This is a genomic window from Burkholderia glumae LMG 2196 = ATCC 33617 (genome assembly GCF_000960995.1).
GTDB classification, from domain to species: domain Bacteria; phylum Pseudomonadota; class Gammaproteobacteria; order Burkholderiales; family Burkholderiaceae; genus Burkholderia; species Burkholderia glumae.
The window spans coordinates 856,246-880,857 of the sequence record NZ_CP009435.1 but is presented as its reverse complement, the minus strand read 5'-3'; the positions used below and the strand labels follow the sequence as shown (position 1 = coordinate 880,857).

General features: G+C 70.4%; 25 protein-coding genes. 18 read left to right on the top strand and 7 right to left on the bottom strand.

The genetic code is table 11. The annotated features are described in order from the left end of the window. Positions 1–7: 7 nt before the first annotated feature. From KS03_RS16480 to KS03_RS16455, 6 genes are all read left to right on the top strand, one after another. On the top strand, positions 8–1,624 hold the full coding sequence (locus KS03_RS16480; protein ID WP_015877249.1) for an ABC transporter substrate-binding protein: 1,617 nt from the start codon (positions 8–10) through the stop codon (positions 1,622–1,624). A 114-nt stretch (positions 1,625–1,738) separates the two neighbouring features. Next, a complete protein-coding gene (locus KS03_RS16475) occupies positions 1,739–2,749 on the top strand; it encodes an ABC transporter permease subunit (RefSeq protein WP_015877248.1) in 1,011 nt (336 codons plus the stop codon). Between the two features lie 4 nt (positions 2,750–2,753). Next, positions 2,754–3,665, top strand: a complete 912-nt coding sequence (locus KS03_RS16470; RefSeq protein ID WP_015877247.1) for an ABC transporter permease subunit — start codon at positions 2,754–2,756, stop codon at positions 3,663–3,665. Positions 3,666–3,667: 2 nt separating this feature from the next. Continuing rightward, on the top strand, positions 3,668–4,663 hold the full coding sequence (locus KS03_RS16465; RefSeq protein ID WP_015877246.1) for an ABC transporter ATP-binding protein: 996 nt from the start codon (positions 3,668–3,670) through the stop codon (positions 4,661–4,663). Further along, a complete protein-coding gene (locus KS03_RS16460; protein WP_015877245.1) occupies positions 4,660–5,676 on the top strand; it encodes a peptide ABC transporter ATP-binding protein in 1,017 nt (338 codons plus the stop codon). The genes KS03_RS16465 and KS03_RS16460 overlap by 4 nt, the downstream gene beginning before the upstream one ends. Beyond that, complete coding sequence (locus KS03_RS16455; RefSeq protein ID WP_039202879.1) at positions 5,669–6,817, top strand: TraB/GumN family protein; 1,149 nt, start codon at positions 5,669–5,671, stop codon at positions 6,815–6,817. Before KS03_RS16460 ends, KS03_RS16455 begins: the two co-directional genes overlap by 8 nt. Before the next feature lie 571 nt (positions 6,818–7,388). Here the strand turns inward: KS03_RS16455 and pxpA are convergent. The 3 genes from pxpA to pxpB are packed head-to-tail and all read right to left on the bottom strand — an operon-like array spanning position 7,389 to position 9,899. Then, entirely contained in the window at positions 7,389–8,141 is a 753-nt protein-coding gene (gene pxpA / locus KS03_RS16450) for a 5-oxoprolinase subunit PxpA (RefSeq protein WP_015877243.1), read from the bottom strand. Positions 8,142–8,178: 37 nt separating this feature from the next. Then, positions 8,179–9,246 (bottom strand): 5-oxoprolinase subunit C family protein, encoded by a 1,068-nt coding sequence (locus tag KS03_RS16445; RefSeq protein WP_015877242.1) that lies wholly within the window; start codon positions 9,244–9,246, stop codon positions 8,179–8,181. Further along, positions 9,243–9,899 carry a 5-oxoprolinase subunit PxpB gene (gene pxpB / locus KS03_RS16440; protein ID WP_015877241.1) on the bottom strand — a complete coding sequence of 219 codons (657 nt, stop codon included), beginning with the start codon at positions 9,897–9,899 and terminating at the stop codon, positions 9,243–9,245. Before pxpB ends, KS03_RS16445 begins: the two co-directional genes overlap by 4 nt. A 159-nt stretch (positions 9,900–10,058) precedes the next feature. Here pxpB and KS03_RS16435 point away from each other — a divergent pair, with 159 nt between their 5' ends. Then, a complete protein-coding gene (locus KS03_RS16435; RefSeq protein ID WP_015877240.1) occupies positions 10,059–10,574 on the top strand; it encodes a winged helix DNA-binding protein in 516 nt (171 codons plus the stop codon). A 28-nt stretch (positions 10,575–10,602) separates the two neighbouring features. On the opposite strand, the gene KS03_RS16430 is transcribed toward KS03_RS16435, so the two are convergent. Further along, positions 10,603–11,205 carry a 5-formyltetrahydrofolate cyclo-ligase gene (locus KS03_RS16430; RefSeq protein WP_015877239.1) on the bottom strand — a complete coding sequence of 201 codons (603 nt, stop codon included), beginning with the start codon at positions 11,203–11,205 and terminating at the stop codon, positions 10,603–10,605. Between the two features lie 33 nt (positions 11,206–11,238). Between KS03_RS16430 and KS03_RS16425 the strand changes: the two genes are divergently transcribed. The 4 genes from KS03_RS16425 (at position 11,239) to KS03_RS16410 (ending at position 16,307) form a co-directional block, all read left to right on the top strand. Next, positions 11,239–13,191, top strand: coding sequence for a lytic transglycosylase domain-containing protein (locus KS03_RS16425; RefSeq protein WP_015877238.1), 1,953 nt, complete (start codon positions 11,239–11,241; stop codon positions 13,189–13,191). A 111-nt stretch (positions 13,192–13,302) separates the two neighbouring features. Beyond that, positions 13,303–14,262, top strand: a complete 960-nt coding sequence (locus KS03_RS16420) for an NAD-dependent epimerase/dehydratase family protein (RefSeq protein WP_015877237.1) — start codon at positions 13,303–13,305, stop codon at positions 14,260–14,262. 144 nt (positions 14,263–14,406) lie between these two features. Beyond that, positions 14,407–15,039: a glutathione S-transferase family protein gene (locus KS03_RS16415; protein WP_015877236.1), complete on the top strand. Its 633-nt coding sequence runs from the start codon at positions 14,407–14,409 to the stop codon at positions 15,037–15,039. A 20-nt stretch (positions 15,040–15,059) separates the two neighbouring features. Then, on the top strand, positions 15,060–16,307 hold the full coding sequence (locus KS03_RS16410) for a multifunctional CCA addition/repair protein (RefSeq protein ID WP_015877235.1): 1,248 nt from the start codon (positions 15,060–15,062) through the stop codon (positions 16,305–16,307). Positions 16,308–16,480: 173 nt separating this feature from the next. Here the strand turns inward: KS03_RS16410 and KS03_RS16405 are convergent, their stop codons facing one another. The 3 genes from KS03_RS16405 to flgA form a co-directional block, all read right to left on the bottom strand. Further along, positions 16,481–16,921, bottom strand: a complete 441-nt coding sequence (locus KS03_RS16405) for a flagella synthesis protein FlgN (RefSeq protein ID WP_015877234.1) — start codon at positions 16,919–16,921, stop codon at positions 16,481–16,483. Between the two features lie 66 nt (positions 16,922–16,987). Beyond that, entirely contained in the window at positions 16,988–17,323 is a 336-nt protein-coding gene (flgM, locus tag KS03_RS16400; RefSeq protein ID WP_015877233.1) for a flagellar biosynthesis anti-sigma factor FlgM, read from the bottom strand. Positions 17,324–17,451: 128 nt separating this feature from the next. Continuing rightward, on the bottom strand, positions 17,452–18,984 hold the full coding sequence (gene flgA, locus KS03_RS16395) for a flagellar basal body P-ring formation chaperone FlgA (protein WP_015877232.1): 1,533 nt from the start codon (positions 18,982–18,984) through the stop codon (positions 17,452–17,454). A gap of 215 nt (positions 18,985–19,199) precedes the next feature. Between flgA and flgB the strand changes: the two genes are divergently transcribed. From flgB to flgH, 7 genes are all read left to right on the top strand, one after another. Continuing rightward, a complete protein-coding gene (flgB, locus tag KS03_RS16390) occupies positions 19,200–19,688 on the top strand; it encodes a flagellar basal body rod protein FlgB (RefSeq protein WP_035984815.1) in 489 nt (162 codons plus the stop codon). 43 nt (positions 19,689–19,731) lie between these two features. Then, complete coding sequence (flgC, locus tag KS03_RS16385; RefSeq protein ID WP_015877230.1) at positions 19,732–20,157, top strand: flagellar basal body rod protein FlgC; 426 nt, start codon at positions 19,732–19,734, stop codon at positions 20,155–20,157. 107 nt (positions 20,158–20,264) lie between these two features. After that, on the top strand, positions 20,265–21,041 hold the full coding sequence (locus KS03_RS16380) for a flagellar hook assembly protein FlgD (RefSeq protein ID WP_015877229.1): 777 nt from the start codon (positions 20,265–20,267) through the stop codon (positions 21,039–21,041). Between the two features lie 31 nt (positions 21,042–21,072). Next, on the top strand, positions 21,073–22,311 hold the full coding sequence (gene flgE, locus KS03_RS16375) for a flagellar hook protein FlgE (protein ID WP_015877228.1): 1,239 nt from the start codon (positions 21,073–21,075) through the stop codon (positions 22,309–22,311). A gap of 31 nt (positions 22,312–22,342) precedes the next feature. Further along, a complete protein-coding gene (locus tag KS03_RS16370; RefSeq protein WP_015877227.1) occupies positions 22,343–23,095 on the top strand; it encodes a flagellar basal body rod protein FlgF in 753 nt (250 codons plus the stop codon). 31 nt (positions 23,096–23,126) lie between these two features. Beyond that, a complete protein-coding gene (gene flgG / locus KS03_RS16365) occupies positions 23,127–23,915 on the top strand; it encodes a flagellar basal-body rod protein FlgG (RefSeq protein WP_015877226.1) in 789 nt (262 codons plus the stop codon). A 21-nt stretch (positions 23,916–23,936) separates the two neighbouring features. Beyond that, the gene (gene flgH / locus KS03_RS16360) at positions 23,937–24,611 is read left to right on the top strand and encodes a flagellar basal body L-ring protein FlgH (RefSeq protein ID WP_015877225.1); all 675 of its coding nucleotides are present in this window, start codon (positions 23,937–23,939) and stop codon (positions 24,609–24,611) included. Position 24,612 lies beyond the last annotated feature (1 nt).

Here is a 24,612-nt window from a genome sequence, read left to right as displayed (position 1 = left end):
AAACACAATGACATCAGATCGTCTGTTGCGCGCGGCCCTGGCCGCCGTCGCGGCGGCCGCGTTCGGCATCTCGGGTGCCGCGCATGCGCAGATCCCGAACAAGACGCTCGTCTACTGCTCGGAAGGCAGCCCGGCGGGCTTCGATTCGGCGCAGTACACGACCGGCACGGATTTCTCGGCGGCCACCTTCACCATCTACAACCGCCTCGTCGAGTTCGTGCGCGGCGGCACCAAGGTCGAGCCGGGCCTGGCCGAGTCGTGGGACATCTCGCCGGACGGCAAGGTCTACACGTTCCACCTGCGCCATGGCGTGAAGTTCCAGACCACCGACTACTTCAAGCCCACGCGCGAGTTCAACGCCGACGACGTGCTGTTTACGTTCGAGCGCATGCTCGATCCCAACCAGCCGTTCCGCAAGGCCTATCCGGTGAGCTTCCCGTACTTCACCGACATGGGCCTCGACAAGCTGATCACGAAGGTGGAGAAGGTCGATCCGTACACGGTGCGCTTCACGCTCAGCGAGCCGAACGCGCCGTTCATCCAGAACATGGCGATGGAATTCGCCTCGATCCTGTCGGCCGAATACGCCGACCAGCTGCTCAAGGCCGGCCACGCCGCCGACATCAACCAGAAGCCGATCGGCACCGGGCCGTTCATCCTGCGCAGCTACACCAAGGACGCGACGATCCGCTACGACGGCAACCCCGATTACTGGAAGAAGGGCGCGGTGAAGATCGCGAAGCTGATCTTCTCGATCACGCCCGACGCCGGCGTGCGCGTGCAGAAGATGAAGCGCAACGAGTGCCAGGTGATGAGCTATCCGCGCCCGGCCGACATCGCCACGCTGAAGGCCGACCCGAACCTGGACATGCCCTCGCAGGCGGGCTTCAACCTCGGCTACCTCGCCTACAACACCCAGCACAAGCCGCTCAATAAGCTCGAGGTGCGCCGCGCGCTCGACATGGCGATCAACAAGAAGGCGATCCTCGAATCGGTCTACCAGGGCGCCGGCCAGGCGGCCGCCGCGCCGATGCCGCCGACCCAGTGGTCGTTCGACCCGAACCTGAAGTCGGCCCCCTACGATCCGGCGGCGGCCAAGGCGCTGCTCGCCAAGGCGGGCTTCCCGAACGGCTTCTCGATCTCGCTCTGGGCGATGCCGGTGCAGCGCGCCTACAACCCCAACGCGAAGCTGATGGCCGAGATGATCCAGGCCGACTGGGCCAAGCTCGGCGTGAAGGCGAACATCGTCAGCTATGAGTGGGGCGAGTACATCAAGCGCGCTCACGCGGGCGAGCAGGACGCGATGCTGATCGGCTGGACCGGCGACAACGGCGACCCCGACAACTGGCTCGCCACCCAGCTCGGCTGCGAGGCGATCGGCGGCAACAACTTCACGCGCTGGTGCGACAAGTCGTTTGACGCGCTCGTGAAGAAGGGCCGCGAGACCACCGGCCAGGACGCGCGCACCAAGATCTACACGCAGGCGCAGCAGATCTACGCGCAGCAGCTGCCGTACACGGCGATCGCGAACTCCACCGTCTACCAGCCGGTGCGCAAGACCGTGGTCGACCAGCGGATCGAGCCGCTCGGCTTCATCCGCTTCGACGGCGTCAGCGTAAAGTAAGCGGCCGCCGTTCGCGCACCGTTGCACCGACTGCACGATAATTGATCCGGCGACGGGGGGCTTGGCCCCTCGTCGCCGGACGCACTTCACCCCCACGATTTTTCGAGATCCGCCATGCTGCGATTTGTGTTGCGCCGCGTCGGCATGGTGATTCCGACCTTCATCGGCATCACCATCCTCGCGTTCGCGCTGATCCATCTGATCCCGGGCGATCCCATCGAAGTGATGATGGGCGAGCGCGGCGTCGATCCGGCGATGCACGCCGAGGCGATGCACCGCCTCGGCCTCGACCAGCCGCTGCCGCTGCAGTATTTCCACTATATCGGCCGGGCGCTGCACGGCGACCTGGGCCTGTCGATCATCACCAACACCAGCGTGATGGACGAGTTCCTGGCGCGCTTCCCGGCCACCGTCGAGCTGTCGATCTGCGCGCTCGCCTTCGCGCTGCTGGTGGGCCTGCCGGCCGGCGTGTTCGCGGCGCTGCGGCGCGGCACGCTGGTCGACCACGGCGTGATGGGCACCGCCCTCGCCGGCTACTCGATGCCGATCTTCTGGTGGGGCTTGATCCTGATCATGGTGTTCTCGTCGACGCTCGGCTGGACTCCGGTGTCGGGCCGCATCGCCGTCGAATTCGACATCCCGCACGTCACCGGCTTCATGCTGATCGACGCGCTGCTCGCGCCCGACCAGGGCGCGTTCCGCTCGGCGGTGAGCCACCTGATCCTGCCGTCGATCGTGCTCGGCACGATTCCGCTCGCGGTGATCGCGCGCATGACGCGCTCCTCGATGCTCGAAGTGCTGCGCGAGGACTACATCCGCACCGCGCGCGCCAAGGGCCTGTCGCCGGCGCGCGTGGTGGTGGTGCATGCGCTGCGCAACGCGCTGATCCCGGTGGTCACCGTGATCGGGCTGCAGATCGGCACGCTGCTCGCGGGCGCGGTGCTGACCGAGACGCTGTTCTCGTGGCCCGGGGTCGGCAAATGGCTGATCGACGCGATCGGCCGGCGCGACTATCCGGTCGTGCAGGGCGGCATCCTGCTGATCGCCACGCTCGTGATCATCGTCAATCTCGTCGTCGATCTGCTCTACGGCGTGCTCAACCCCCGCATCCGCCATACGAGGTGACCCGATGAGCGAACTCCCCGATGTGCTGCCGGCGGCCCGCGCCGGCGGCCGCGCGCTCGCGCTGCAGGAATTCTGGCGCAACTTCTCGCGCAACCGCGGCGCCGTGGGCGCCGGCCTGATCGTGCTGCTGCTGGTGCTGGTGGCGATCTTCGCGCCGCTCGTCGCGCCGCACAGCCCGATCGAGCAGTACCGCGACTTCGTCAAGATCCCGCCCGCCTGGCTCGACGGCGGCAACTGGCGCTTCGTGCTCGGCACCGACGAGGCCGGCCGCGACATCCTCTCGCGGCTGATGTACGGCGCGCGCCTGTCGTTCTGGATCGGCCTGGTGTCGGTGGTGCTGGCGCTGCTGCCCGGCATCGTGCTCGGGCTGGTCGCCGCGTTCTTCCAGCGCTGGGCCGACACGCCCGTGATGCGCGTGATGGACGTGCTGCTCGCGCTGCCCTCGCTGCTGCTGGCGGTGGCGGTGGTGGCCATCATCGGCCCGGGCCTGACCAACGCCATGTTCGCGATCGCGATCGTGGCGCTGCCCGGCTACGTGCGCCTCACGCGCGCCTCGGCGCTCGGCGAGCTGCAGAAGGAATACGTCACGGCCTCGCGCGTGGCGGGCGCCGGCACGCTGCGGCTGATGTTCTCGCAGGTGCTGCCGAACTGCACCGCGCCGCTGATCGTGCAGGCCACGCTCGGCTTCTCGTCGGCGATCCTCGACGCGGCCGCGCTCGGCTTCCTCGGGCTCGGCGTGCAGCCGCCCGCGGCCGAGTGGGGCGCGATGCTGGCCAGCGCGCGTGACTACATCGACAACGCGTGGTGGATCGTCACCATGCCGGGCCTCGCGATCCTGATCTCGGTGCTGGCGATCAACCTGCTCGGCGACGGCCTGCGCGACGCGCTCGACCCGAAACTGAAACGGATGGCCTGACCATGGACACTCTTCTGACCATCCGCAATCTGGCGGTCAATTTCAACGGCCTCGCCGCCGTCGACCGGATCGACCTGAGCGTCGCGCCGGGCGAGGTGGTGGGCGTGGTGGGCGAATCGGGCTCCGGCAAGAGCGTGACGATGATGGCGCTGATGGGGCTGGTGGACGCGCCCGGCATCGTCAGCGCCGACGAGCTCACCTTCAACGGCGTCGATCTGCTGCGGGCGAGCCCGCGCCAGCGCCGCCGCATCATCGGCAAGGACATCGCGATGGTGTTCCAGGACGCGCTGTCGAGCCTGAACCCCAGCTATACGGTCGGCTATCAGATCCGCGAGGTGCTGAAGCTGCACGAGGGGCTGCGCGGCGATGCGCTGAAGCGTCGGGCCCTCGAGCTGCTCGACCAGGTCGGCATTCCCGACGCGAAGAACCGCATCGACACGTTCCCGCACCAGATGTCGGGCGGCATGAACCAGCGCGTGATGATCGCGATGGCGGTGGCCTGCAACCCGAAGCTGCTGATCGCCGACGAACCGACCACCGCGCTGGACGTGACGATCCAGGCCCAGATCATGGATCTGCTGGTGTCGCTGCAGAAGGAGCGCGGCATGGCGCTGGTGCTGATCTCGCACGATCTGGCCGTGGTCTCGGAGGTCGCGCAGCGCGTCGCGGTGATGTACGCGGGCGAGATCATCGAGACCAACCGCGTGCCCGACATCTTCGCCGCGCCGCATCACCCGTATACTGAGGCGCTGCTCGCGGCGATTCCGGAGCACAACGCGGGCGCCGAGCGTCTTGCCGCGCTGCCCGGGATGGTGCCGGGGCGCGACGACCGGCCCGCCGGCTGCCTGTTCGCGCCGCGCTGCCGCTACGCCGTGGCCGCCTGCGACGCCGCGCGTCCGGCGCTCGCCGAGCTCGCGCCCGGCGACGCCATGATGCGCGCGCGCTGCATCAAGCCCTTGAACCTGCAAGCGATCGAGCCATCGGGAGGGACACGATGAACGCAGTCCACGCTCAGCCACCGGCAGCCGCCCGCGGCGACGCGGTGCTCGTCGCCGACGGGCTCGCGAAACATTATTCGGTGCGCCGCGGCATGTTCGGCCAGGCCACCGTGAAAGCGCTCAACGGCGTCTCGTTCGCGCTCGCGCGCGGCCGCACGCTGGCCGTGGTCGGCGAATCGGGCTGCGGGAAATCGACGCTCGCGCGCCAGCTGACGATGATCGAGACGCCCACCGCGGGCCACCTGCGCATCGACGGCGAGGACGTGGCCGGCGCGAGCCGCGCGACCGTCGCCGCGCTGCGCCGGCGCGTGCAGATGGTGTTCCAGAACCCGTTCGCCTCGCTGAACCCGCGCAAGACCGTCGAGCAGACGCTCGGCGAGCCGCTCGCGATCAACACGCCGCTCGGGGCCGCCGAGCGCGCCGCGCGGATCGCCGCGATCATGCGCACGGTGGGCCTGCGCCCCGAGCACGCCAAGCGCTATCCGCACATGTTCTCGGGCGGCCAGCGCCAGCGCGTGGCGATCGCGCGCGCGATGATCCTCGAGCCGCAGATCGTGGTGGCCGACGAGCCGGTGTCCGCGCTCGACGTGTCGATCCAGGCGCAGATCCTGAACCTGTTCATGGACCTGCAGCAGCAGTTCGGCACCAGCTACGTGTTCATCTCGCACAACCTGTCGGTGGTCGAGCACGTGGCCGACGACGTGATGGTGATGTACTTCGGCGCGGTGGCCGAGCTCGGCGACAAGGCCACGATCTACGCGCGGCCGCGCCACCCGTACACGCGCGCGCTGATGTCGGCGACCCCGGCGATCTTCGAATCGGACCGGCGGATCCAGATCAAGCTGCAGGGCGAGCTGCCGTCGCCGCTCAAGCCGCCGTCGGGCTGCGCGTTCCATCAGCGCTGCCCCTATGCGGTGGAGCGCTGCCGCGCCGAGGTGCCCGCGCTGCGCCAGGTCGATGGACGGCAGGTGGCCTGCCATCGCGCCGAGGAGGTGGGTGACGGGCATGCCTGAAGCCGGGGCGGCGCAGCGGCGCGGCGCGAGCCAGATGGCGCGCCGCCTGCGGGGATGCCGGGTGCGCGGCACGCGCCTGCGCCGGCGTGCCTCGCGACGACGGGCCGGGGCACTCGCGCAGGCGGTGCTGGCGGGCGCCTGCCTGCTGGCCGGGCTCGGCTGGCCGGCCGGCGCCGCGCTGGCCCAGGGCGCCGGCGCCCATGCGCCGCTGAACGGCGCGCGGCTGTCGCCGCCCCTGTCGCTGCCCGGCTTCCACTCGCCGCCGCCCGATCCGACCGTCTCGAGCGGCGCCGTGCGCGCCCAGCCGGCGCGCATGCCGTTCTACGTCGCCACGCGCGGCCGGCTCACCATCTACCTGCTCGGTACGCTGCACGTCGGCGACCCGCGCGACTACCCGCCCGGCGAGCCGTTCCGGCGGCCGATCCTCGCGGCGCTGGCCGCCTCGCCCGTGCTCGCGCTCGAACTCTCGCCCGACGACCTGCTCGAGTCGGCCGACGACGTCTCGCGCTACGGCGTGTGCCGCTATGCCTGCCTGCCGAAGCTGCTGCCCGAGCCGCTCTGGCAGCGGCTCGCGGCGCGCCTGCGCGGCAATCCGGCCGCGCTCGACGGAATTCGCCGGATGCGGCCGTGGCTCGCCGCGCTGGTGGTGGAAACCTACGACTCGCTGTCGGCCGGGCTGCAGACCGAATACGGCACCGAGGCGCAGCTGCAGAACGTGTTTCTCAAGAAGAAGGGCGCGCGCGTGGTGGGCCTCGAGACGCTGGCCGAGCAGATGCGCGCGTTCACCGGCCTCACGCTCGCCGAGCAGCGCGAGATGCTGGCCCAGGACCTGGTGCAGACGCCGGCGCAGAACGCCGCCGACGTGCAGGCGCTGCACCGGCTGTGGCGCATCGGCGACGCCGACGCGCTGGCCGCCTGGGACAGCGCGAAAGCGGAGCGGCTCGCGCGCTCGCGGCCGGTGGCCGAGGCGATGGACAACAAGATCCTCTACGAGCGCAACCGCCGCTTCGCCGCGCGTTCGATCGCGCTGGCCGGGGCGAACCGGCCCCTGTTCGTGGCGATCGGTGCCCTGCACCTTGGCGGCCCGAAAGGTGTGATCGAATTGTTAAAGCGGCAAGGTTTTCGGGTGGACGCCGGTTGATGATGGGGAAAACCCACAGTTTTACCGATTTCTTGCGTTTGCCGATTGACATGAAACATTGTCAAAACTATTCTCCATTCCACAGTCGAGTCAACTGTAAAGAACAGAGCACTACGGGGAAGCAGTACTAAAACAAGCGCGAGGCAGGCGTTGCCGGCACGTAATCGACGTGCCGGCAATGGCCACCGGCAGTACGCGAGGCCAATAGACGAAGAACGACGAGGCACGCTTCGAGCGTGGTAGCAATTGGGCGCTCCGCCGTCCGGCCGTGGTTAGTTTGACGGTTGGCGGCGGACGTGTTTTTTTGGGGTTCCGATTGAATATCGCGTAATTGCACCGGTAAATCATTCTGCCATTATTCAATGACACGATTTGAAAATCGCCTGATTTGAATGCGGATTTGATTTTTATCGATCGGTTGTTTGAAAAAAGCAAAGCGCCGCGGGCGCTTTTTTTATTGTCGGCCGCGGCTGATCGTGCGCCATTAACCGGCCGTCTGGCGGCACCGCATCGGCGCGGCGCATTGCCGATGCGGTGCCGATCCGGCGCGGCCCGCTTCGGTCGCGGCGGTTCAGGCGTGCGTCGCGCCCGGCGCGACCAGCGTGACGCCGGCCTGCCCGAGCGTGTCGCGCAGCCGCCGCGCGAACGCCAGCGCGTGCGGGCCGTCGCCGTGCAGGCAGACGGTCTGCGCATTGAGCGGCACCCACTCGCCCGTCACCGCGCGCACGCGCCGGCCGCGCACCATTTCCAGCGTGCGCGCCAGCATCGCCGCCTCGTCGTCCACCAGCGCGCCCGGTTCGCCGCGCGGCACCAGCGAGCCGTCGGCGCGATAGCCGCGATCGGCGAACACCTCCTCGACGGCCGCCAGGCCGGCGCGCCGCGCGGCCGCCACGAAGCCGCTGCCGGCCAGCCCGTACACGGCCACCGACGGATCGAAATCGTGGATCGCGGCCACCACCGCATCGGCGATGCGCGCATCGCGCGCGGCCTGGTTGTAGAGCGCGCCGTGCGGCTTGACATGGGCGATGCGGCCGCCCTCGGCTTGTGCGATCGCAGATAGGGCGCCGAGTTGATAGAGGACGCCGGCGTAGATCTCGCCCGCCGGCAGGTCCATCTCCTTGCGTCCGAAGTTCTCGGGATCGTGGAAGCTCGGATGGGCGCCGATCGAGACGTGGCGGCGCACCGCCCAGCGCACGCAGTCGCGCATCGCCTGCGCGCCGCCCGCGTGCCAGCCGCACGCGATGTTCGCCGAGGTGACGAGCCCGAGCAGCGCCTCGTCGCTGCCGCAGCCCTCGCCGAGATCGGCGTTCAGGTCGATTTGCATGATGTGTGCGGGTCCTGGGTCGTGAGGGGGCGGGCCGTCAGGCGGCCCGGGAAAGCGTCTCGTCGCGCAGCGCGATCGCCACGTCGATCTGCCGCAGGTAGGCGCGTTCGGCGGCCAGCGCCTCGCGCGCGGCCTCGGCGGTGGTCGCCACGAAGCGGACCGGCAGGTTCAGGCGCGCCTGCGCGAGCTTCCAGAGATCGGCGCGGATCACCGTGCCGATCTGCGGATAGCCGCCGGTGGTCTGCGCGTCGTGCATCAGCACGATCGGCTGGCCGCTCGGCGGCACCTGGATCGCGCCGGGCAGCACCGCGTGCGAGAGCAGTTCGTCGCGCGTCTCGCGCTCGAGCGTCGGGCCGGCCAGCCGGTAGCCCATCCGGTTGCTGTTCGGCGTGACGAGCCATTCGTCGTCCCACAAGGCCTGCCGCGAGGCGGCGGCGAACGCCTCGTACTGCGGGCCGGGCAGCACCCGCACCGGGGTCGCCCACGGCGCGTGGGCATGGGCGTGGCGCGGCCGCCGCGGCGCCTCGTCGAAGCGCATGAACGGCGCGCACCAGGCCGGCGCCTTGACGCCGAACTCGCGCGCCTCGGGCGCGACGCAGCCGCGCTGGCCGGCCGCGAGCGGGCCGATCGGCAGGCGGTCGCCGTCGCGCAGCGCGCGTCCGCCCAGGCCGCCGAAGCGCGAGCCGAGATCGGTGCTGCGCGAGCCGAGCACCGGCAGCACGTCGATGCCGCCCGCCACGCACAGGTAGCCGCGCATGCCGCGCTTGGCCACCGGCACCAGCAGCGTCTCGCCGGCCGCCACCGGCAGGCTCCACCACGCGTGCGCGGGCCGCTCGCCGAGCGTCGCGCCGAACTCGGTGCCGGTGAGCGCGATGCGGGTGGCGCGCGGGAAGCGGAACGCCGCCGGGCCGAGCGTGATCTCGATCGCGGCCGCGTCGGGCCGGTTGCCCACCAGCCGGTTGCCGACCGCGAGCGCGAGCGTGTCGAGCGCGCCGCCCTGCGCCACGCCGAGATGCCGCAAGCCGTGGCGGCCGGCGTCCTGGACCGTGGACAGCGGGCCCGCGCGCAATACTTCGACGGCGGCCTGAGCCGGGCGGGTCGTCATGAGCCGAGTACCTCCGAGATCGTGAAGCGGACCCGGTCGCCGGGCCGCAGCAGGGTGGGCGGCGTGGCGGCGGGATCGAACAGCGTCAGCGCGGTGCGGCCGATCAGCTGCCAGCCGCCGGGCGCGGCGGCCGGGTAGATGCCGGTCTGCGCGCCGCCGATGCCGACCGAGCCGGCCGGCACCTCGAGCCGCGGCGTGGTGCGGCGCGGCGTGTGCAGCGCGGCGTCGAGGCCGCCGAGATAGGCGAAGCCGGGCTGGAAGCCGAGGAAGAACACCACGTAGTTGCCGGCCGCGTGGCGCTGCGCGAGCGCCTCGGCCGTGAGGCCGGTGTGCTTGGCGACCGCCGCCAGATCGGGGCCGCCCGCGCCGCCGTACACCACCGGAATCTCGACCTCGCGGGCCGGCGCGGCGCCGGCGTCGGCGTCCTGCCAGGCCGCCTCCAGGAGCGGCATAAGCCGTTCGGCCGAGCTGTCGAACGGATCGAACACGACGGTGAGGTTGTTCATGCCGGGCACCACGTCGATCACGTGCGGCCAGCCGCGCGCGGCCTCGGCCACGGCCCAGATCCGGCGCTGGCATTCGAGCGTGGCGGGCGGTGGCGCCTCGCAGACGACGGCGGTGTCGCCGAGCGGATAGAGACGGGGAGCGGTCATGGGCGGCTCGCGGGCGGCAGCGGTTTTCGGGGATGATACATCATCGGTAAATTATCGATAAATCGCCGACAAGCATATCCCCGCAAGTCGGTGGGTTTGCGGTTCTGGCGTACACTGCGGCTCATTTCTTTCCGAACCGCTTCTCCCGACGTACCCGACATGCCGCCGCGTCCCGCCACCAAGATCGTCTCGTCCGAACATCTCGTCTCCGAGACGAGCGCCGAATTGTCCGAACTCGAATACGGGCTGATCACGGCGAGCAACGCGTTCAACCGCTGGATGGTGCGCTGCATGGCGGCCGCCGGCGCGAAGGACATGACCGCCATCGAGGTCTCGCTGCTGCACTATGTCGGGCATCGCGACCGCAAGAAGAAGCTGGCCGACATCTGCTTCGTGCTCAATATCGAGGATACGCACGTTGCCACCTACGCGCTCAGGAAGCTGGCAGCGCGCGGCTACGTGGCGGGCGAGAAGTCGGGCAAGGAGGTGCTGTTCTCGGTCACGCCCGAGGGGCGCGTGCTGTGCGAGAAGTACCGCGAGGTGCGCGAGCACTGCCTGATCGAGACGCTCAGGGACAGCGGGCTCACCAACGCGCAGATCGGCGAGGCCGCGCAGCTGCTGCGCCACGCCTCGGGGCTGTACGACACGGCCGCGCGCGCGGCCGCCTCGCTGTAGGCGCGCGGCCGGCCGCGCCGGGGCCGCCTCAGGCCGTCGAGCCCGAGCGGTAGGCGTGGCGCTCGGTGACGATCCAGTCGAGCGGCCGGTCGTGCGATTCGCGCGGCAGCGCGTCGAGCGCGAGCGCCTCGTAGGCGATGCCGATCGTGACGGGCAGCGCGTCGTTCGGCCAGGCGGCCAGCGTGCGGTCGTAATAGCCGCCGCCGTAGCCGAGCCGGAAGCCCTGCCGGTCGAAGCCGACGCACGGTATCAGCAGCAGGTCCGGCACCACCGGCTCGCCGTGCGCGGGCTCGGCAATCCGGTGATGGCCGGTGCGCATCGGCGCCTGCGGCGTCCAGGTATGAAACGACAGCGGCGTGTAGGGCTGCGCGATGACGGGCAGCGCGGCGCGCCGGCGCGCGTCGTCGGCGAGCCATTCGGCGATGGCGGCGCGCGCGTCGAACTCGCCCGGCAGCGGCCAGTAGAAGCCCACCGTGAGGAGCGGATGCTTGCCGAGCAGGTCCAGCACGCGGCGCGCGAGCGCGGCGTTCGCGGCCGCCTCGCCGCTGGCCGCCCGGCGCAGCGGCGCGAGCGTTTCGCGCAGCGCCTGCTTGGCGATGGCGGCGGGGGGGCGTGCTATGCTTTCGCTCACTTCGTGCTCCGGTTCCGTTCCCTGTTCAAATCGATGTCAACCAGCCTCGTCCGAGTATATCGCGCGGCCGCCATGACGCTGTCGGCGCTCGCGCTGGCCGTGGGCGCCGCCGCCTGCGCCGCGCAACCCGTCGACCCGGTCTCGTCGAACGACGACCAGATCTTCGTCCAGCTTCGCGAGGCCGCGCGCGCCAACAACGCCGCGCGTGCCGCGCAGCTGGCCGCGATGATTCCCGGCTACCCGGCGCCGTCCTATCTCGAATACTTCCAGATCAAGCCGCAGCTGTTCGACAGCTCGGGGCGCGCGCGCATCGATGCGCCCGACGCGCCGGTGCTGTCGTTCCTGCAGCGCTACGACGGCCAGGCGATCGCCGACCGGATGCGCAACGACTACCTGCTGGTGCTGGGCGCGCGCCACGACTGGCGCGGCTTCGACGACCAGTACAAGCGCTTCGTGCTCGACGACGACACCCAGGTCAAGTGCTACGCGCTGGAGTCGCGCGCCGCGCGCGGCGAGAAGGTGGCCGACATCGCGCGCGACCTGCTGGTCGATCCGAAATACTACGGCGACGGCTGCGTGGATCTGATCTCGGCGCTCGCCGTGAACCAGCAGTTCTCGTCCGACGACGTCTGGAGGCAGGTGCGGCTCGCGTTCGAGCAGAACTACACCACCACCGCCGGCAAGATCGCCGACGTGCTCGGCCCGCGCCCGGTGGCGTTCGAGCAGGCCGCGAGCGCGCCGCCGCTGTTCCTCGCGCGCGGCGTGGGCGCCGACGCCACCTCGCGCCAGCTCGCGCTGATCGCGATCACGCGCATGGCGCGCAACGATCCGGACCAGGCCGCGGCGATGCTCGCCACGCTCGGTACGCTGTCGAAGCCCGAGCAGGCGATCGCCTGGGGCGAGATCGGCATGCAGGCGGCGATCAAGCGCCTGCCGCTGGCGGTGCAGTATTACAAGCAGTCGGGCGGCGCGCCGCTGTCGACGCCGGGCTACGAATGGCGCGTGCGCGCGGCGCTGCTCGCGGGCGACTGGCCGATGGTGCGCTGGGCGATCGAGCAGATGCCGGCCGACCTGCGCGCGCAGCCGGCCTGGCTCTACTGGCATGGCCGCGCGCTGAAGCAGGCCGGCGACGCCGGCGGCGCGAGCCGCGATTTCGAGCAGGTGGCGGGCCGCTTCGACTTCTACGGCCAGCTCGCGGCCGAGGAGCTCGGCCAGAAGACCGTGATCCCGCCGCGCACCACCGTGACCGACGCCGAGGTGGAGGCGATGAGCCAGGTGCCGGGCTTCGCGCTGGCACGGCGCTTCTATGCGCTGAACCTGCGGCTCGAGGGCAACCGCGAGTGGAACTGGCCGCTGCGCGGCATGACCGACCGCCAGCTGCTGGCCGCGGCCGAATACGCGAAGCGCATCGACCTGCTCGACCGCACCGTCAACACCGCCGACCGCACCACCGCGCTGCACGACTTCACGCTGCGCTACCCCGCGCCGTACCGGCCGATCGTGGAGCGCTACGCGCAGACCAACGGCCTCGACATCGAATGGGCCTACGGCCTGATCCGCCAGGAGTCGCGCTTCATCACCAACGCGCGTTCCTCGGTCGGCGCGGGCGGCCTGATGCAACTGATGCCGGCCACCGCGCAGCTGGTCGCCAAGAAGCTCGGCATGGGCGGCATCTCGCGCGAGCAGATGCACGACATCGACACCAACATCCAGCTCGGCACCTGGTATCTGTCCGACATCTACCAGAAGTTCGACGACTCGGCCGTGCTCGCCACGGCCGGCTACAACGCCGGCCCGGGCCGGCCGCGCCAGTGGCGGCAGGCGCTGACGAAGCCGGTGGAGGGCGCGATCTTCGCCGAGACGATCCCGTTCAACGAGACGCGCGACTACGTGGAGAACGTGCTGTCGAACACCACTTATTACGCGGCGCTGTTCGAAGGCAAGCCCGAATCGCTGAAGGCGCGCCTCGGCTTCATCGCGCCCTGAACCACGCGCACCGGCGGCCCGCGCCGGGCCGCCCGGTGCCGCGCCCGATGCCCTTGCGCTGCGCGCGGCCCGGCCGGCGGCGCGTTTTCGACACCTGACGGGAGTTTCGCCATGGATCGTCCGACCATCGCGCTCGTCGGCGCCACCGGCTTCATCGGCGCGCGCCTCGTCGCGGCCCTGGTGCGCGCCGGCTATCCGGTGCGCGTCGCCGCGCGGCGCCGCGAGCGCGCCCGCCATCTCGCCACCATGCCGGTGGAGGTGGTCGAACTCGAGGGCCTCGACGCCGGCTCGCTCACGCGCGTGGTGGCCGGCGCCGGCGTCGCGATCAATCTGGTCGGCACGCTGCACGGCGGCCACGGCACGCCCTACGGCGAGGGCTTCCGGCAATTGCACGTGGCGCTGCCGGGCGCGCTGGCCGCAGCCTGCGCCGGCGCGGGCGTGGCGCAGCTGGTGCAGGTCAGCGCGCTCGGCGCCGATTCGCAGGGGCCGAGCATGTACCAGCGCTCGAAGGGCGACGGCGAGGCCGCGCTGCACGCGGCGGCGGCCGCCTCGGGCGGGGCGCTCGCCGTCACCGTGCTGCGGCCGTCGGTGGTGTTCGGCCCCGGCGACGCATTCCTGACCACCTTCGCCCGGCTGCAGCGGCTGCTGCCGGTGCTGCCGCTCGCGATGCCCGACGCGCAGTTCCAGCCGGTATACGTCGGCGACGTCGCGCAGGCGCTGCTGGCCGTGGCCGGCAACCGCGCGGCCTACGGGCGGACCTACGAGCTGGGCGGCCCGCGCGTCTACACGCTCGAGCAGCTGGTGCGCTACTGCGGCGCGCTGGTGGGCCGCCAGGCGCGCATCATCCGGCTGCCCGACGCGCTCGCGCGGCTGCAGGCATGCGTGTTCGAGCATCTGCCCGGCGAGCCCGTGATCACGCGCGACAATCTCGACTCGATGCGCGTGCCGAACGTGCTGAGCGGCCCGCTCGCGCCCGAACTCGGGGTGCGGCCCGCGAGCCTCGAAAGCGTCGCGCCCGGCTATCTCGCCGCCGGCGGCACGCGCTACGACGCCTGGCGCTCGCGGCGCTGACGACAGCCGCCGCGACGGCCTAGCCGCGCTGCTTGCCGGGCGGGCCGAGTCGGCTCGCCCCGCGGTGCGGGCACCCGCGCCGGGCGCACCCGTCGCGCGGCCGGCGCGGCGCGCTTCCCTTCGACTGGACGACAAGACGTGACGATGCGATTGATCATTGGTGACAAGAGCTATTCCTCGTGGTCGATGCGGCCCTGGGTGCTGATGCGGCACTTCGGGATACCGTTCGAGGAGACCCTGATCGAGCTGCGCGCGCCCGACACCGAGGCGCGCATCCTGGCACTCTCGCCGTCGGGCCGCGTGCCCTGCCTGATCGACGAGGCCGGCCATGCCGTCTGGGATTCGCTGGCGATCGCCGAGACGCTCGCCGAGCGGTTTCCCGCGCAGCCGATGTGGCCGGTCGAGCCGGTGGCGCGCGCGCGGGCGCGCAGCGTCTCGGCCGAGATGCATGCCGGGTTCGCCGCGGTGCGCGCCGAGATGCCGTTCAGCCTGCGCGCGCCGCAGCCCGGCCGCGAGCTGTCGCCGGCCGCGCTGGCCCAGGTCGCGCGCATCGAGGCGATCTGGCGCGACTGCCTCGCGCGCTCGGGCGGCCCGTTCCTGTTCGGCGCGTTCACGATTGCCGATGCGATGTACGCGCCGGTGGTGATGCGCTTCGTCTGCTACGCGCCGGTGCTCTGCGAGGTCTCGGCCGCCTATGTCGAGCGCATGCTCGCGCTGCCGGCGGTCGCGGCCTGGAACGAGGGCGCGCGCCGCGAGACGCGCATGGTCGAATACTGAGAAGGCCGGGAGGCAAGCGCATGAACATCTATGTGGTAGGCGGTGCGATCCGCGATGCCCTGCTCGGCCTGCCGGTGCAGGACCGCGACTACGTGGTGGTGGGCGCCACGCCGGAGCAGCTGGCCGCGCGCGGCTTCCGCCCGGTGGGCAAGGATTTCCCGGTGTTCCTGCACCCGCAGACGCACGAGGAGTACGCGCTCGCGCGCACCGAGCGCAAGACGGCGGCCGGCTATCACGGCTTCCAGTTCCATTACGCGCCGGACGTGACGCTCGACGAGGATCTGGCGCGCCGCGACCTGACGATCAACGCGATGGCGCGCGAGATCGATCCGGACGGCCGGATCACGGGCGAGCTGATCGACCCGTTCGGCGGGCGCGCCGATCTGGCCGCGAAGCGGTTCCGCCACGTCGGGCCGGCGTTCGTCGAGGACCCGGTGCGGATTCTGCGCGTCGCGCGCTTCGCGGCCCGTTTCGCCGATTTCACGGTGGCGCCCGAGACGCTCGCGCTGATGCGCGAGATGGTGGCGGCGGGCGAGGTGGACGCGCTGGTGCCGGAGCGGGTCTGGCAGGAGGTGTCGCGCGGGCTGATGGAGGCGAAGCCGTCGCGCATGTTCGCGGTGCTGCGCGAGTGCGGTGCGCTGGCGCGCATCCTGCCCGAGGTGGACGCGCTGTTCGGCGTGCCGCAGCGCGCCGACTACCACCCCGAGGTGGATACCGGGGTGCACGTGATGATGGTGATCGATCACGCGGCCAAGCATGCCTATTCGCTGCCGGTGCGGTTCGCCGCGCTGACCCACGATCTCGGCAAGGCCACCACGCCGGCCGAGGTGCTGCCGCGCCACATCGGCCACGAGGGCCGCAGCGTCGATCTGCTCAGGCCGCTCTGCGAGCGGCTGCGCGTGCCGAACGAGTGTCGCGACCTGGCGCTGCTGGTGGCGCGCGAGCACGGCAACCTGCACCAGGTGATGTCGATGAGTGCCGCCGCGCTGGTGCGCCTGCTCGAACGCGCCGACGCGCTGCGCAAGCCGGGGCGCTTCGCCGAGATGCTGCAGGCCTGCGAGGCGGACGCGCGAGGCCGGCTCGGGCTCGAGACGCAGCCGTATCCGCAGGCCGAGCGGCTGCGGCGCGCGCTGGTCGCCGCGCGCGCGGTCGATGCCGGGCAGATCGCGGCCGGCCATCGCGGCAATCCGGACGCGATCCGCGATGCCGTGCAGCGAGCACGCACCGACGCGGTGGCGGCGGCGCTCGCGACCGGCGAGCACGGCTGAGGCTGGGAGGGTAGGACGGCGGGACGAGACGGTGGCCGGTCGGGCGCCGTGACGAGTCGGTCGGACGGCGCCTGCCGAAGCGGCGGCGCCGGGGCGGTCGATACGAGACAGCGGCACAAGCCGCGGCGATCTACGGGAAAACCCGGGTGCGGGCGGCGCCTGCCGCCCGCCGCTCAGCGCACCGGGTTGGAGACGCGCCCGTCGGGGCCGTAGAGACCGGCGCGCGCGGGCTGCGCGCGCAGCACCTGGAGGGTGCGCTCGTTGTAGTCCATGCGGATGCGGATCAGCATGCCGTTGTTCATGTTGGCGTGGCGCGCGCGCTCGGTGGCGTCGCGCAGCAGCTTCCAGCGGCTCGCGATGCCGGGGTCGCGCTCGGCGGCCGCGTCGATGCCGGCCTTGCCGGCCGCGTAGCCGAGCGCCGCGAGCTGCGCGTCGCGCTGCTTTTCCAGCGACGCGAGCCGTTCGACCAGCTCCGTCTTGCGCGCGATGATGTCCGGCAGCGTGTCGGCCGGCGACGCCGCCGTCAGTGCCTTTTGCTCGTAGACGAGCAGCGAAGCGAAGGCCTCGACCGTCGCATGCTCGTCGTTGATCGTCGCCAGCAGGGCTTCTTTCATTGCATCTCGCTCAAAACGACGGCGCACGGACCATCCGCGCGCCCGGGGGCGTCATCCGCGTCGTGCTCAGCCGAGGCTCGCCGGTGTCCGCAGCAGCTCGCTGGCCGTCTGCAGGATGCCGTCCGCGATCTTGCCGGTGTCGATCGTCAGCGATCCATTCTTGATCGCGTCGCGGATCGACTGCACTTTCGCGGTGTCGATGTCGGCCGATCCCGAAGCCGCGAGCAAACGCAGATTCGTGGACAGGGAGGACAGATTCACGTTCGCATCGCCGCCGGCCGGCGCGCTTTCGGCCGGCGCGGCAGCCGCCGGGGCGGTGCTGCTGCTGGCCTGGGTACGCGGCGAAGCGGCGTCGGGGGACGCCGGGCGGACGTTCGTGGCGGGGGTGGTATCGATTTTCACGATGGGCTTCCTGAACGATTTGAGCAAGATAACGGCAGATCAGAGCCGAACTTTAGCGCCTGCTCATCCATAAAGGCTTGCATAAACAAATCTTTGCAAGCTTTCCGGCCGCTTTCAGGCCGCGCCCATCATAACGGAACTTCCACCGTGTTCCCATCCTTCACCACCGCCGTCACGATCTGGCCGGCCGCCAGCCGGACCCGCACCTGCTGTCCCGGCCCCGCGTTGTTCATCACGCTGCCCTCCGACGAAATCGAGAATCCCTGGCCGGCCGCCACCACCCGCACGGTCTGGCCGATGGTGACCGACGAGGCGCTGCGCAGCATGTCCTGGCGCAGCGGCAGCCCGGCCGCGACGCGCACCAGCGAGGTGCCGCCCACCGCCTGCGCCGGATCGGTGATCACGGCGAGCGGCAGCATGGTCAGGTCGCCCTCGTGCGCGACGAGGTCGGCGGCCGTCAGCACGTCGCCCGGCGCGAGCGCGTGCGCGGCGACGTAATAGTTGCCTTGGACCTCGATCTTCGACTGCAGGTAGAGCGTCCACGGCCGCGCGCCGGCGCAGCGCACGCCCACCGTGGTGCGGCCCCAGAGCCGTGCGCCGGTGGGCAGGAACGGTTCGAGCGTGGCGCAAGCCGCGAGCCCGCGCGGGAACGCGGCGGTCACCGTGACGATCGCCTTGCCGGGCAGGCCGGCCGTCTGCTGGCGCAGGAACGCGAGCGCCGCGGCGCGGATCGCTTCCGGGTCCTGCTGGCCGGCCGGCTGGCCGAGCGCGGCGGCCGGGGCCGCGCCGGCGTTGCGGGCCGCGCCGTTCTCGGCCGGCGCGGCAGCCGGAGCGGGCGCCAGGGTGGGCGCCACCACCGCGGCGACGGCGCTCGGCGAGGGCGCGCTCTGGCGCGCCGAGACGCGCATCACGGCCGGCGCCGCGTAGCGCATCGCGCCGCCCGCCGCATCCTGGCCGGCCGGCGCACGTTCCGTCGCGCCCGGTGAATAGACGGCGCGCACGGTGCCGAGCGCCGCGGGCGCCGTAGCGGCCGAGCCGCGCGAGCCGGCCGACGGATGGCGCGGCGCCGCGGCGGCCGGCGCCGGCTGGGCCGCGGCCGCGCGGCGCGCCGCGGCGATGCCGGCCGCATAACCGGCGGCGTAGCCGGCCGCCTCGTTGCCCTGGTTTTCGGTGCGCGGGGCCGCGCGATTCACGGCCGGCCGCGTCGTCGCGCTGCCGGGCATGGGGTAGAGCGGCGGCTCGGGCCGGTTGGCGGGCGTCTCGCCCATCGCGGCGGCACGCAGCGCGCTGTCGCCGCCCGCGCCCGGCACGATGCCGATGGTGCCGGCGGGCGCGGGCGGCGTGCCGCCGCTGCGGGCGCCGGCGCCGTAGGCGTTGCGCAAGTCGGCCGCGCTGTACGAAGCGAGGCTCGACGCGGGCGGGTGCGCGGCCGGGGTGCTCACGCCGTGCGCGTTGGCGTTGGCCAGCGCCGTCTCGGCCGATTCGCCGCGGCCCGGGATCACGATCATGCCGTCGCCGCCGGCCGCCTGCGCGGCGGCCAGATTCGGCAGCAGGCCGGCCAGGCCCAGCGCCAGCAGGGCCAGGCGGCAACGCCGGGAGCGCTCGCGCGCGCCGAAGCCGCGTGCCGCGCCTGCCGCTGCGTTCGCGTTCGTCTGCGCCATCGCCGCCTCCTAGAGAATTCCGTTGGTACGGGATCGCATTCTAGGCAGCCGGGTGAGGCGGCAAACGATGAATAGAGGGGGGCTTTGCCGGTTATTCGCCCGATTGCCGCTTGCCTCTCGCGCCTACGATGGCTGTCATCGAAAAGCGTCTTTTTTGGCCGCCGCACGGCGCGCGGGGAAGAGACGCCGCACCGCTCCCGATGGAGGAACGCACGATGATGGACAAACTCGACGCCGAATTCGCGTTCGGCCGCCAGGCGCTCGACGTTCGCGCATACCGGCAGGAACTGATCTCTTCGAACATCGCGAACGCCGACACGCCGGGCTATCAGGCCCGCGACGTCGACTTCGCCTCGGCGCTCGGCCGCTCGCTCAAGCACCAGGCCGGCCAGGCCGCCGCCGACAACGCCACGCAGCTGCCGCTGGCGCGGCCGGCCGGCGTGACGAGCGGCATGACGCTGGCGGCCACCGAGCCGGGCCACATGAGCGGCAACACGCGCCTGTCGGCCACGGGCGGCCCGAGCGACGACTTCGGCCGTGCCGCGTACCGGATCCCGAACCAGCCCTCGCTGGACGGCAACACGGTCGATCTGGACGCCGAGCGCGTGCAGTTCGCCGACAACACGGTGCACTACGAAGCCGGCATGACGGTGGTGACCGGCCAGATCAAGGCGATGCTCGCCGCGATCACCTCGGGTTCGTAACCCGGCACGCCGCCATTCTTTCAGCCGCAAACGAGGAATTTCCATGCCTTCGCTGATGAACATCTTCGACGTCGCCGGTTCGGCGATGTCCGCCGAATCGCAGCGCCTGAACGTGACCGCGTCGAACCTGGCGAACGCGGACAGCGTGACCGGCCCGGACGGCAAGCCTTACCGAGCCAAGCAGGTGGTGTTCGAGACCCAGCCGCTCGGCGGCGCGCGCACGCGCTCCGGGCAGGGGGTGGGCGGCGTGCAGGTCAAGCAGGTGATCGACGATCCGTCGCCGATGAAGACCAGCTACGACCCGTCGAATCCGACCGCCGACGCCAACGGCTACGTCACGCTGCCGAACGTCGACCCGGTGCAGGAAATGGTGAACATGATCTCGGCCTCGCGCTCGTACCAGGCGAACGTGGAGACGCTGAACACCGCCAAGCAACTGATGCTGAAGACGCTGACGATCGGCACCTGAGTGCCGTGTCGTGAACCGGGGCGTGCTGGTGCGGCCCGTGGTTCACCCCGCGACCGATTCCCAACCCGACCCAGCGTATCCGCGAACTCGCGAAAGGCAACCCGGAGATGAGCTCCACTACCAACTCGATCGGCAGCAACGGCACGAACACGTCCACTCTGCCGGTCGACACGATGAGCAACAACAGCGGCGTGGCGTCGACCTCGGCGTCGGACCTGCAGCAGACCTTCCTGAAGCTGCTCGTCACGCAGCTGCAGAACCAGGACCCGACGAGCCCGGTGGACAGCTCGCAGATGACGTCCCAGCTCGCGCAGATCAATACCGTGAGCGGCATCGCGCAGCTCAACTCGTCGCTGTCCTCGCTGTCCTCGCAGATCACCGCCGGCCAGCAGACCCAGGCGGCGCTGCTGATCGGCAGCAACGTACTGGCCCCCGGCAGCACGCTCAGCGTCTCGGGCGGCGCCGGCACGGGCTTCGGCGTGCAGCTGCCGTCCGCCGCCGCCGACCTGAAGATCACCGTCAAGAATTCGGCCGGCACGGTGGTCAACACGATCGACGCGGGCGCGCAGGCGGCCGGCACGATCCCGATCAACTGGACGCCGACCGACTCGTCGGGCGCGACGCTGCCAGACGGCAAGTACACCATCAGCGCCAGCTACACGGACGGCAGCGGCGCCAGCACCTCGGCGACCACGCTCACGGCCGCGCAGGTGCAGAGCGTGATCCGCCAGTCGGACGGCACCCCGGGCCTGGTGCTTTCGAACGGCACGACGGTCGGCCTGCCGAACGTCGGCGCGATCTTCCCGGGGACCGCCTCGAGCGGCACCAGCAGTTCCGGCAGTGGCTCGGGCACGGCCGACAAGAACAATTCCTCGTCTACCTAACTGATCAGGCCTCGCGCCATCGGAGACCAACATGGGTTATCAACAGGGCTTGAGCGGTTTGCAGGGCGCATCGAGCGACCTCGACGTGATCGGCAACAACATCGCGAACGCGAACACGGTCGGCTTCAAGGCCGCCTCGGCGCAGTTCTCGGACTTGTACGCGAATTCGGTGTCGGGCGCGGTCGCCAACGGCATCGGCATCGGCACGCAGCTGGCGACGGTCGCGCAGGTGTTCCAGCAGGGCGGCTTCGCCACCTCGCAGAACCCGCTGAGCATGGCCATCTCGGGCAACGGCTTCTTCCAGGTGAACTCGAACGGCGTGACCACCTACACGCGCGACGGCCAGTTCAGCCCGAACGCGAGCGGCAACATCACCAACTCGGCCGGCGGCCAGCTGATGGGCTATGGCGTGAACGCCGACGGCAGCATCAACACCTCGGCGATCGTGCCGCTGACCGCGCCGCAGGGCAACATCCCGCCGAAGGCGACTTCGTCGATCACCGGCCAGTTCAACCTGAGCACGACCGACACGGCGCAGACCAACTCGCCGTTCAACTTCAGCGACTCGTCGACCTACACGCTCAAGCAGCCGGTGCAAGCCTACGACTCGCTCGGCAACGCGAAGACGGTGAACCTGTACTTCGTGAAGTCGACCACCGTCGGCAGCTGGGAAGTGTACGCGGGCGCCGACAACACCGCCCCGACCGACCTCGGCACGGCCTCGTTCGACAGCTCGGGCAAGCTGACCGGGCTGACCGCGAAGAGCGCGACGGCTTCGGGCAACAAGTTCACCTTCAGCATAGCCAATACCACCGGCGCGGTGACGCCGCAGTCGGTCTCGCTCGACCTGACCGGCTCGACCCAGTTCGGCGCGACCAAGAGCGGCGTGTCGAACCTGGTGGCCGACGGCTTTGCGTCGGGCGCGCTGCAGAACTACTCGGTGGCCGCCGACGGCACCATCACGGGCAGCTACTCGAACGGCCAGAGCATGAAGCTCGGCCAGGTGTTCGTGGTGAACTTCAACGATCCGCAGGGCCTCACCAGCATCGGCGGCAACCAGTACATCCAGACCGCCGCCTCCGGCGTGCCGCAGATCGGCGTGCCGGGCAGCACCAACCACGGCACCATCAAGGGCAGCACGACCGAGAATTCGACGGTCGACCTGACGGGCGAGCTGGTCAACCTGATCACCGCGCAGCGCAACTACCAGGCCAACGCGCAGACCATCAAGACCCAGCAGACCGTCGACCAGACGCTGCTCAACCTGTAACGCGCGGCGCGCGAAACCGGAACCAACGACCATGGACCGACTGATCTATACGGCAATGACGGGCGCGGATCAGGCGCTCGACCAGCAGTCCGTGATCGCGAACAATCTCGCGAACACGTCGACGACCGGTTTTCGCGCGCAGCTCGCGACCTACCGCGCGGTGCCGATGAATTTCGGCGAGGCCAGCAACCCCGACACCACCCGCACCTTCGTGCTGAGCTCGACGCCCGGCGCCGACTATTCGGCCGGCCCGATCGCGCGCACCGGCAACCCGCTCGACGTGGCGGTGCAGGGCAAGGGCTGGCTCACCGTGCTCGCGCCCGACGGCAGCGAGGGCTACACGCGCGCCGGCAACCTGCACGTGGACGAGAACGGCCAGCTGGTGAACGCCTCGAACCTGCCGGTGGTGGGCACCGGCGGCCCGATCTCGGTGCCGCCGAACGGGCAGGTGACGATCGGCTCCGACGGCACCGTGTCGGTGCTCGCCGCGGGCGATCCGCCCTCGGCGATCGCGATGGTCGACCAGCTCAAGCTCGTCAATCCGGAGCCGGCCAGCATGAAGCGCGGCGACGACGGCCTGTTCCGCACCACCGACGGCAATCCCGCCGAGGTGGACCCGAGCGTCGTGCTCGCGCCCAGCTCGCTCGAGGGCAGCAACGTGAATCCGGTCAGCGCGATGGTGTCGATGCTCGACAACGCGCGCGCCTTTCAGCTGCATACCAAGCTGATCGAAACCGCCGACCAGAACGAGCAGAACGCAAACCAGATCCTCAGCTTCAGCTGAGCCGGTCATCGAATCCGCAGGAGAAACCCCAGTGAACCGATCTCTCTACATCGCCGCGACCGGCATGAATGCGCAGCAGGCGCAGATGGACGTGATCTCGAACAACCTCGCGAACGTGAGCACCAATGGCTTCAAGGGCTCGCGCGCCGTGTTCGAGGACCTGCTGTACCAGACGGTGCGCCAGCCGGGCGCGAACTCGACGCAGCAAACCGAGCTGCCCTCGGGCCTGCAGCTCGGCACCGGCGTGCAGCAGGTCGCCACCGAGCGGCTCTACACGCAGGGCAACCTGCAGCAGACCGGCAACTCGCGCGACGTCGCGATCAACGGCCAGGGCTTCTTCCAGGTGCTGATGCCGGACGGCACCACCGCCTACACGCGCGACGGCTCGTTCCAGGCCAACAACCAGGGCCAGCTCGTCACCTCGGCGGGCTACCAGGTGCTGCCGGCCATCACCGTGCCGCAGAACGCGCAGTCGCTGACGATCGGCGCCGACGGCGTGGTGACGGTCACCCAGCCGGGCTCGACCAACGCGGTGCAGATCGGCTCGATGCAGCTGGCCACCTTCATCAACCCGGAAGGGCTCAACGCGCTCGGCCAGAACCTGTTCGCGGAAACCACCTCGTCGGGCGCGCCGAACGTGACGACGCCGGGCCTGAACGGCGCGGGCTCGCTGAATCAGGGCTACGTCGAGTCGTCGAACGTGAACGTGGTGCAGGAACTGGTCAACATGATCCAGACCCAGCGCGCCTACGAGATCAACAGCAAGGCCGTGACCACGTCCGACCAGATGCTGCAGACCGTCACGCAGATGAAGAGCTAACGGACCGATCGGCACAACGTCATGAAGCAGGTTCGCCTTTCCCGATTCGCGGTGCTGGCTGCCGCGGCCGCCCTCGCCGGCTGCGCGCAGATACCGCGTCAGCCGATCACGCAACAGCCGATGACGGCCGTGCCGCCGGTGCCGCCGTCGATGCAGGCGCCCGGCTCGATCTACAACCCCGGCTACGCGGGCCGGCCGCTCTTCGAGGATCAGCGGCCGCGCAACATCGGCGACATCCTGACGATCATGATCGCGGAGAACGTCAACGCCACCAAGTCGTCGGGCGCGAACGCGAATCGCGGCTCCGCGACCGACTTCAAGGTGCCGACCGCCGGCTTCCTCGGCGGCCTGTTCGGCAAGGCGAAACTGAGCGCGAGCGGCGACAACAAGTTCACCGCCACCGGCGGCGCGAGCGCGGCCAACACGTTTACCGGCACCATCACGGTGACCGTCACCAACGTGCTGCCCAACGGCAACCTGGTGGTGAGCGGCGAGAAGCAGATGCTGATCAACCAGGGCAACGAGTTCGTGCGCTTCTCGGGGGTGGTCAATCCGAACACCATCTCGGGCGCGAATTCGGTGTATTCGACCCAGGTGGCCGACGCGCGCATCGAATACTCGTCGAAGGGCTACATCAACGAAACCGAGACGATGGGCTGGCTGCAGCGTTTCTTCCTCAACGTCGCGCCGTGGTGAG

Coding starts and splice junctions, on each gene's coding strand:
- KS03_RS16480 (WP_015877249.1), top strand. CDS start 8: ATGACATCAGATCGTCTGTTGCGCGCGGCCCTGGCCGCCGTCGCGGCG.
- KS03_RS16475 (WP_015877248.1), top strand. CDS start 1,739: ATGCTGCGATTTGTGTTGCGCCGCGTCGGCATGGTGATTCCGACCTTC.
- KS03_RS16470 (WP_015877247.1), top strand. CDS start 2,754: ATGAGCGAACTCCCCGATGTGCTGCCGGCGGCCCGCGCCGGCGGCCGC.
- KS03_RS16465 (WP_015877246.1), top strand. CDS start 3,668: ATGGACACTCTTCTGACCATCCGCAATCTGGCGGTCAATTTCAACGGC.
- KS03_RS16460 (WP_015877245.1), top strand. CDS start 4,660: ATGAACGCAGTCCACGCTCAGCCACCGGCAGCCGCCCGCGGCGACGCG.
- KS03_RS16455 (WP_039202879.1), top strand. CDS start 5,669: ATGCCTGAAGCCGGGGCGGCGCAGCGGCGCGGCGCGAGCCAGATGGCG.
- pxpA (WP_015877243.1), bottom strand. CDS start 8,141: ATGCAAATCGACCTGAACGCCGATCTCGGCGAGGGCTGCGGCAGCGAC.
- KS03_RS16445 (WP_015877242.1), bottom strand. CDS start 9,246: ATGACGACCCGCCCGGCTCAGGCCGCCGTCGAAGTATTGCGCGCGGGC.
- pxpB (WP_015877241.1), bottom strand. CDS start 9,899: ATGACCGCTCCCCGTCTCTATCCGCTCGGCGACACCGCCGTCGTCTGC.
- KS03_RS16435 (WP_015877240.1), top strand. CDS start 10,059: ATGCCGCCGCGTCCCGCCACCAAGATCGTCTCGTCCGAACATCTCGTC.
- KS03_RS16425 (WP_015877238.1), top strand. CDS start 11,239: ATGTCAACCAGCCTCGTCCGAGTATATCGCGCGGCCGCCATGACGCTG.
- KS03_RS16420 (WP_015877237.1), top strand. CDS start 13,303: ATGGATCGTCCGACCATCGCGCTCGTCGGCGCCACCGGCTTCATCGGC.
- KS03_RS16415 (WP_015877236.1), top strand. CDS start 14,407: ATGCGATTGATCATTGGTGACAAGAGCTATTCCTCGTGGTCGATGCGG.
- KS03_RS16410 (WP_015877235.1), top strand. CDS start 15,060: ATGAACATCTATGTGGTAGGCGGTGCGATCCGCGATGCCCTGCTCGGC.
- KS03_RS16405 (WP_015877234.1), bottom strand. CDS start 16,921: ATGAAAGAAGCCCTGCTGGCGACGATCAACGACGAGCATGCGACGGTC.
- flgA (WP_015877232.1), bottom strand. CDS start 18,984: ATGGCGCAGACGAACGCGAACGCAGCGGCAGGCGCGGCACGCGGCTTC.
- flgB (WP_035984815.1), top strand. CDS start 19,200: ATGATGGACAAACTCGACGCCGAATTCGCGTTCGGCCGCCAGGCGCTC.
- flgC (WP_015877230.1), top strand. CDS start 19,732: ATGCCTTCGCTGATGAACATCTTCGACGTCGCCGGTTCGGCGATGTCC.
- KS03_RS16380 (WP_015877229.1), top strand. CDS start 20,265: ATGAGCTCCACTACCAACTCGATCGGCAGCAACGGCACGAACACGTCC.
- flgE (WP_015877228.1), top strand. CDS start 21,073: ATGGGTTATCAACAGGGCTTGAGCGGTTTGCAGGGCGCATCGAGCGAC.
- KS03_RS16370 (WP_015877227.1), top strand. CDS start 22,343: ATGGACCGACTGATCTATACGGCAATGACGGGCGCGGATCAGGCGCTC.
- flgH (WP_015877225.1), top strand. CDS start 23,937: ATGAAGCAGGTTCGCCTTTCCCGATTCGCGGTGCTGGCTGCCGCGGCC.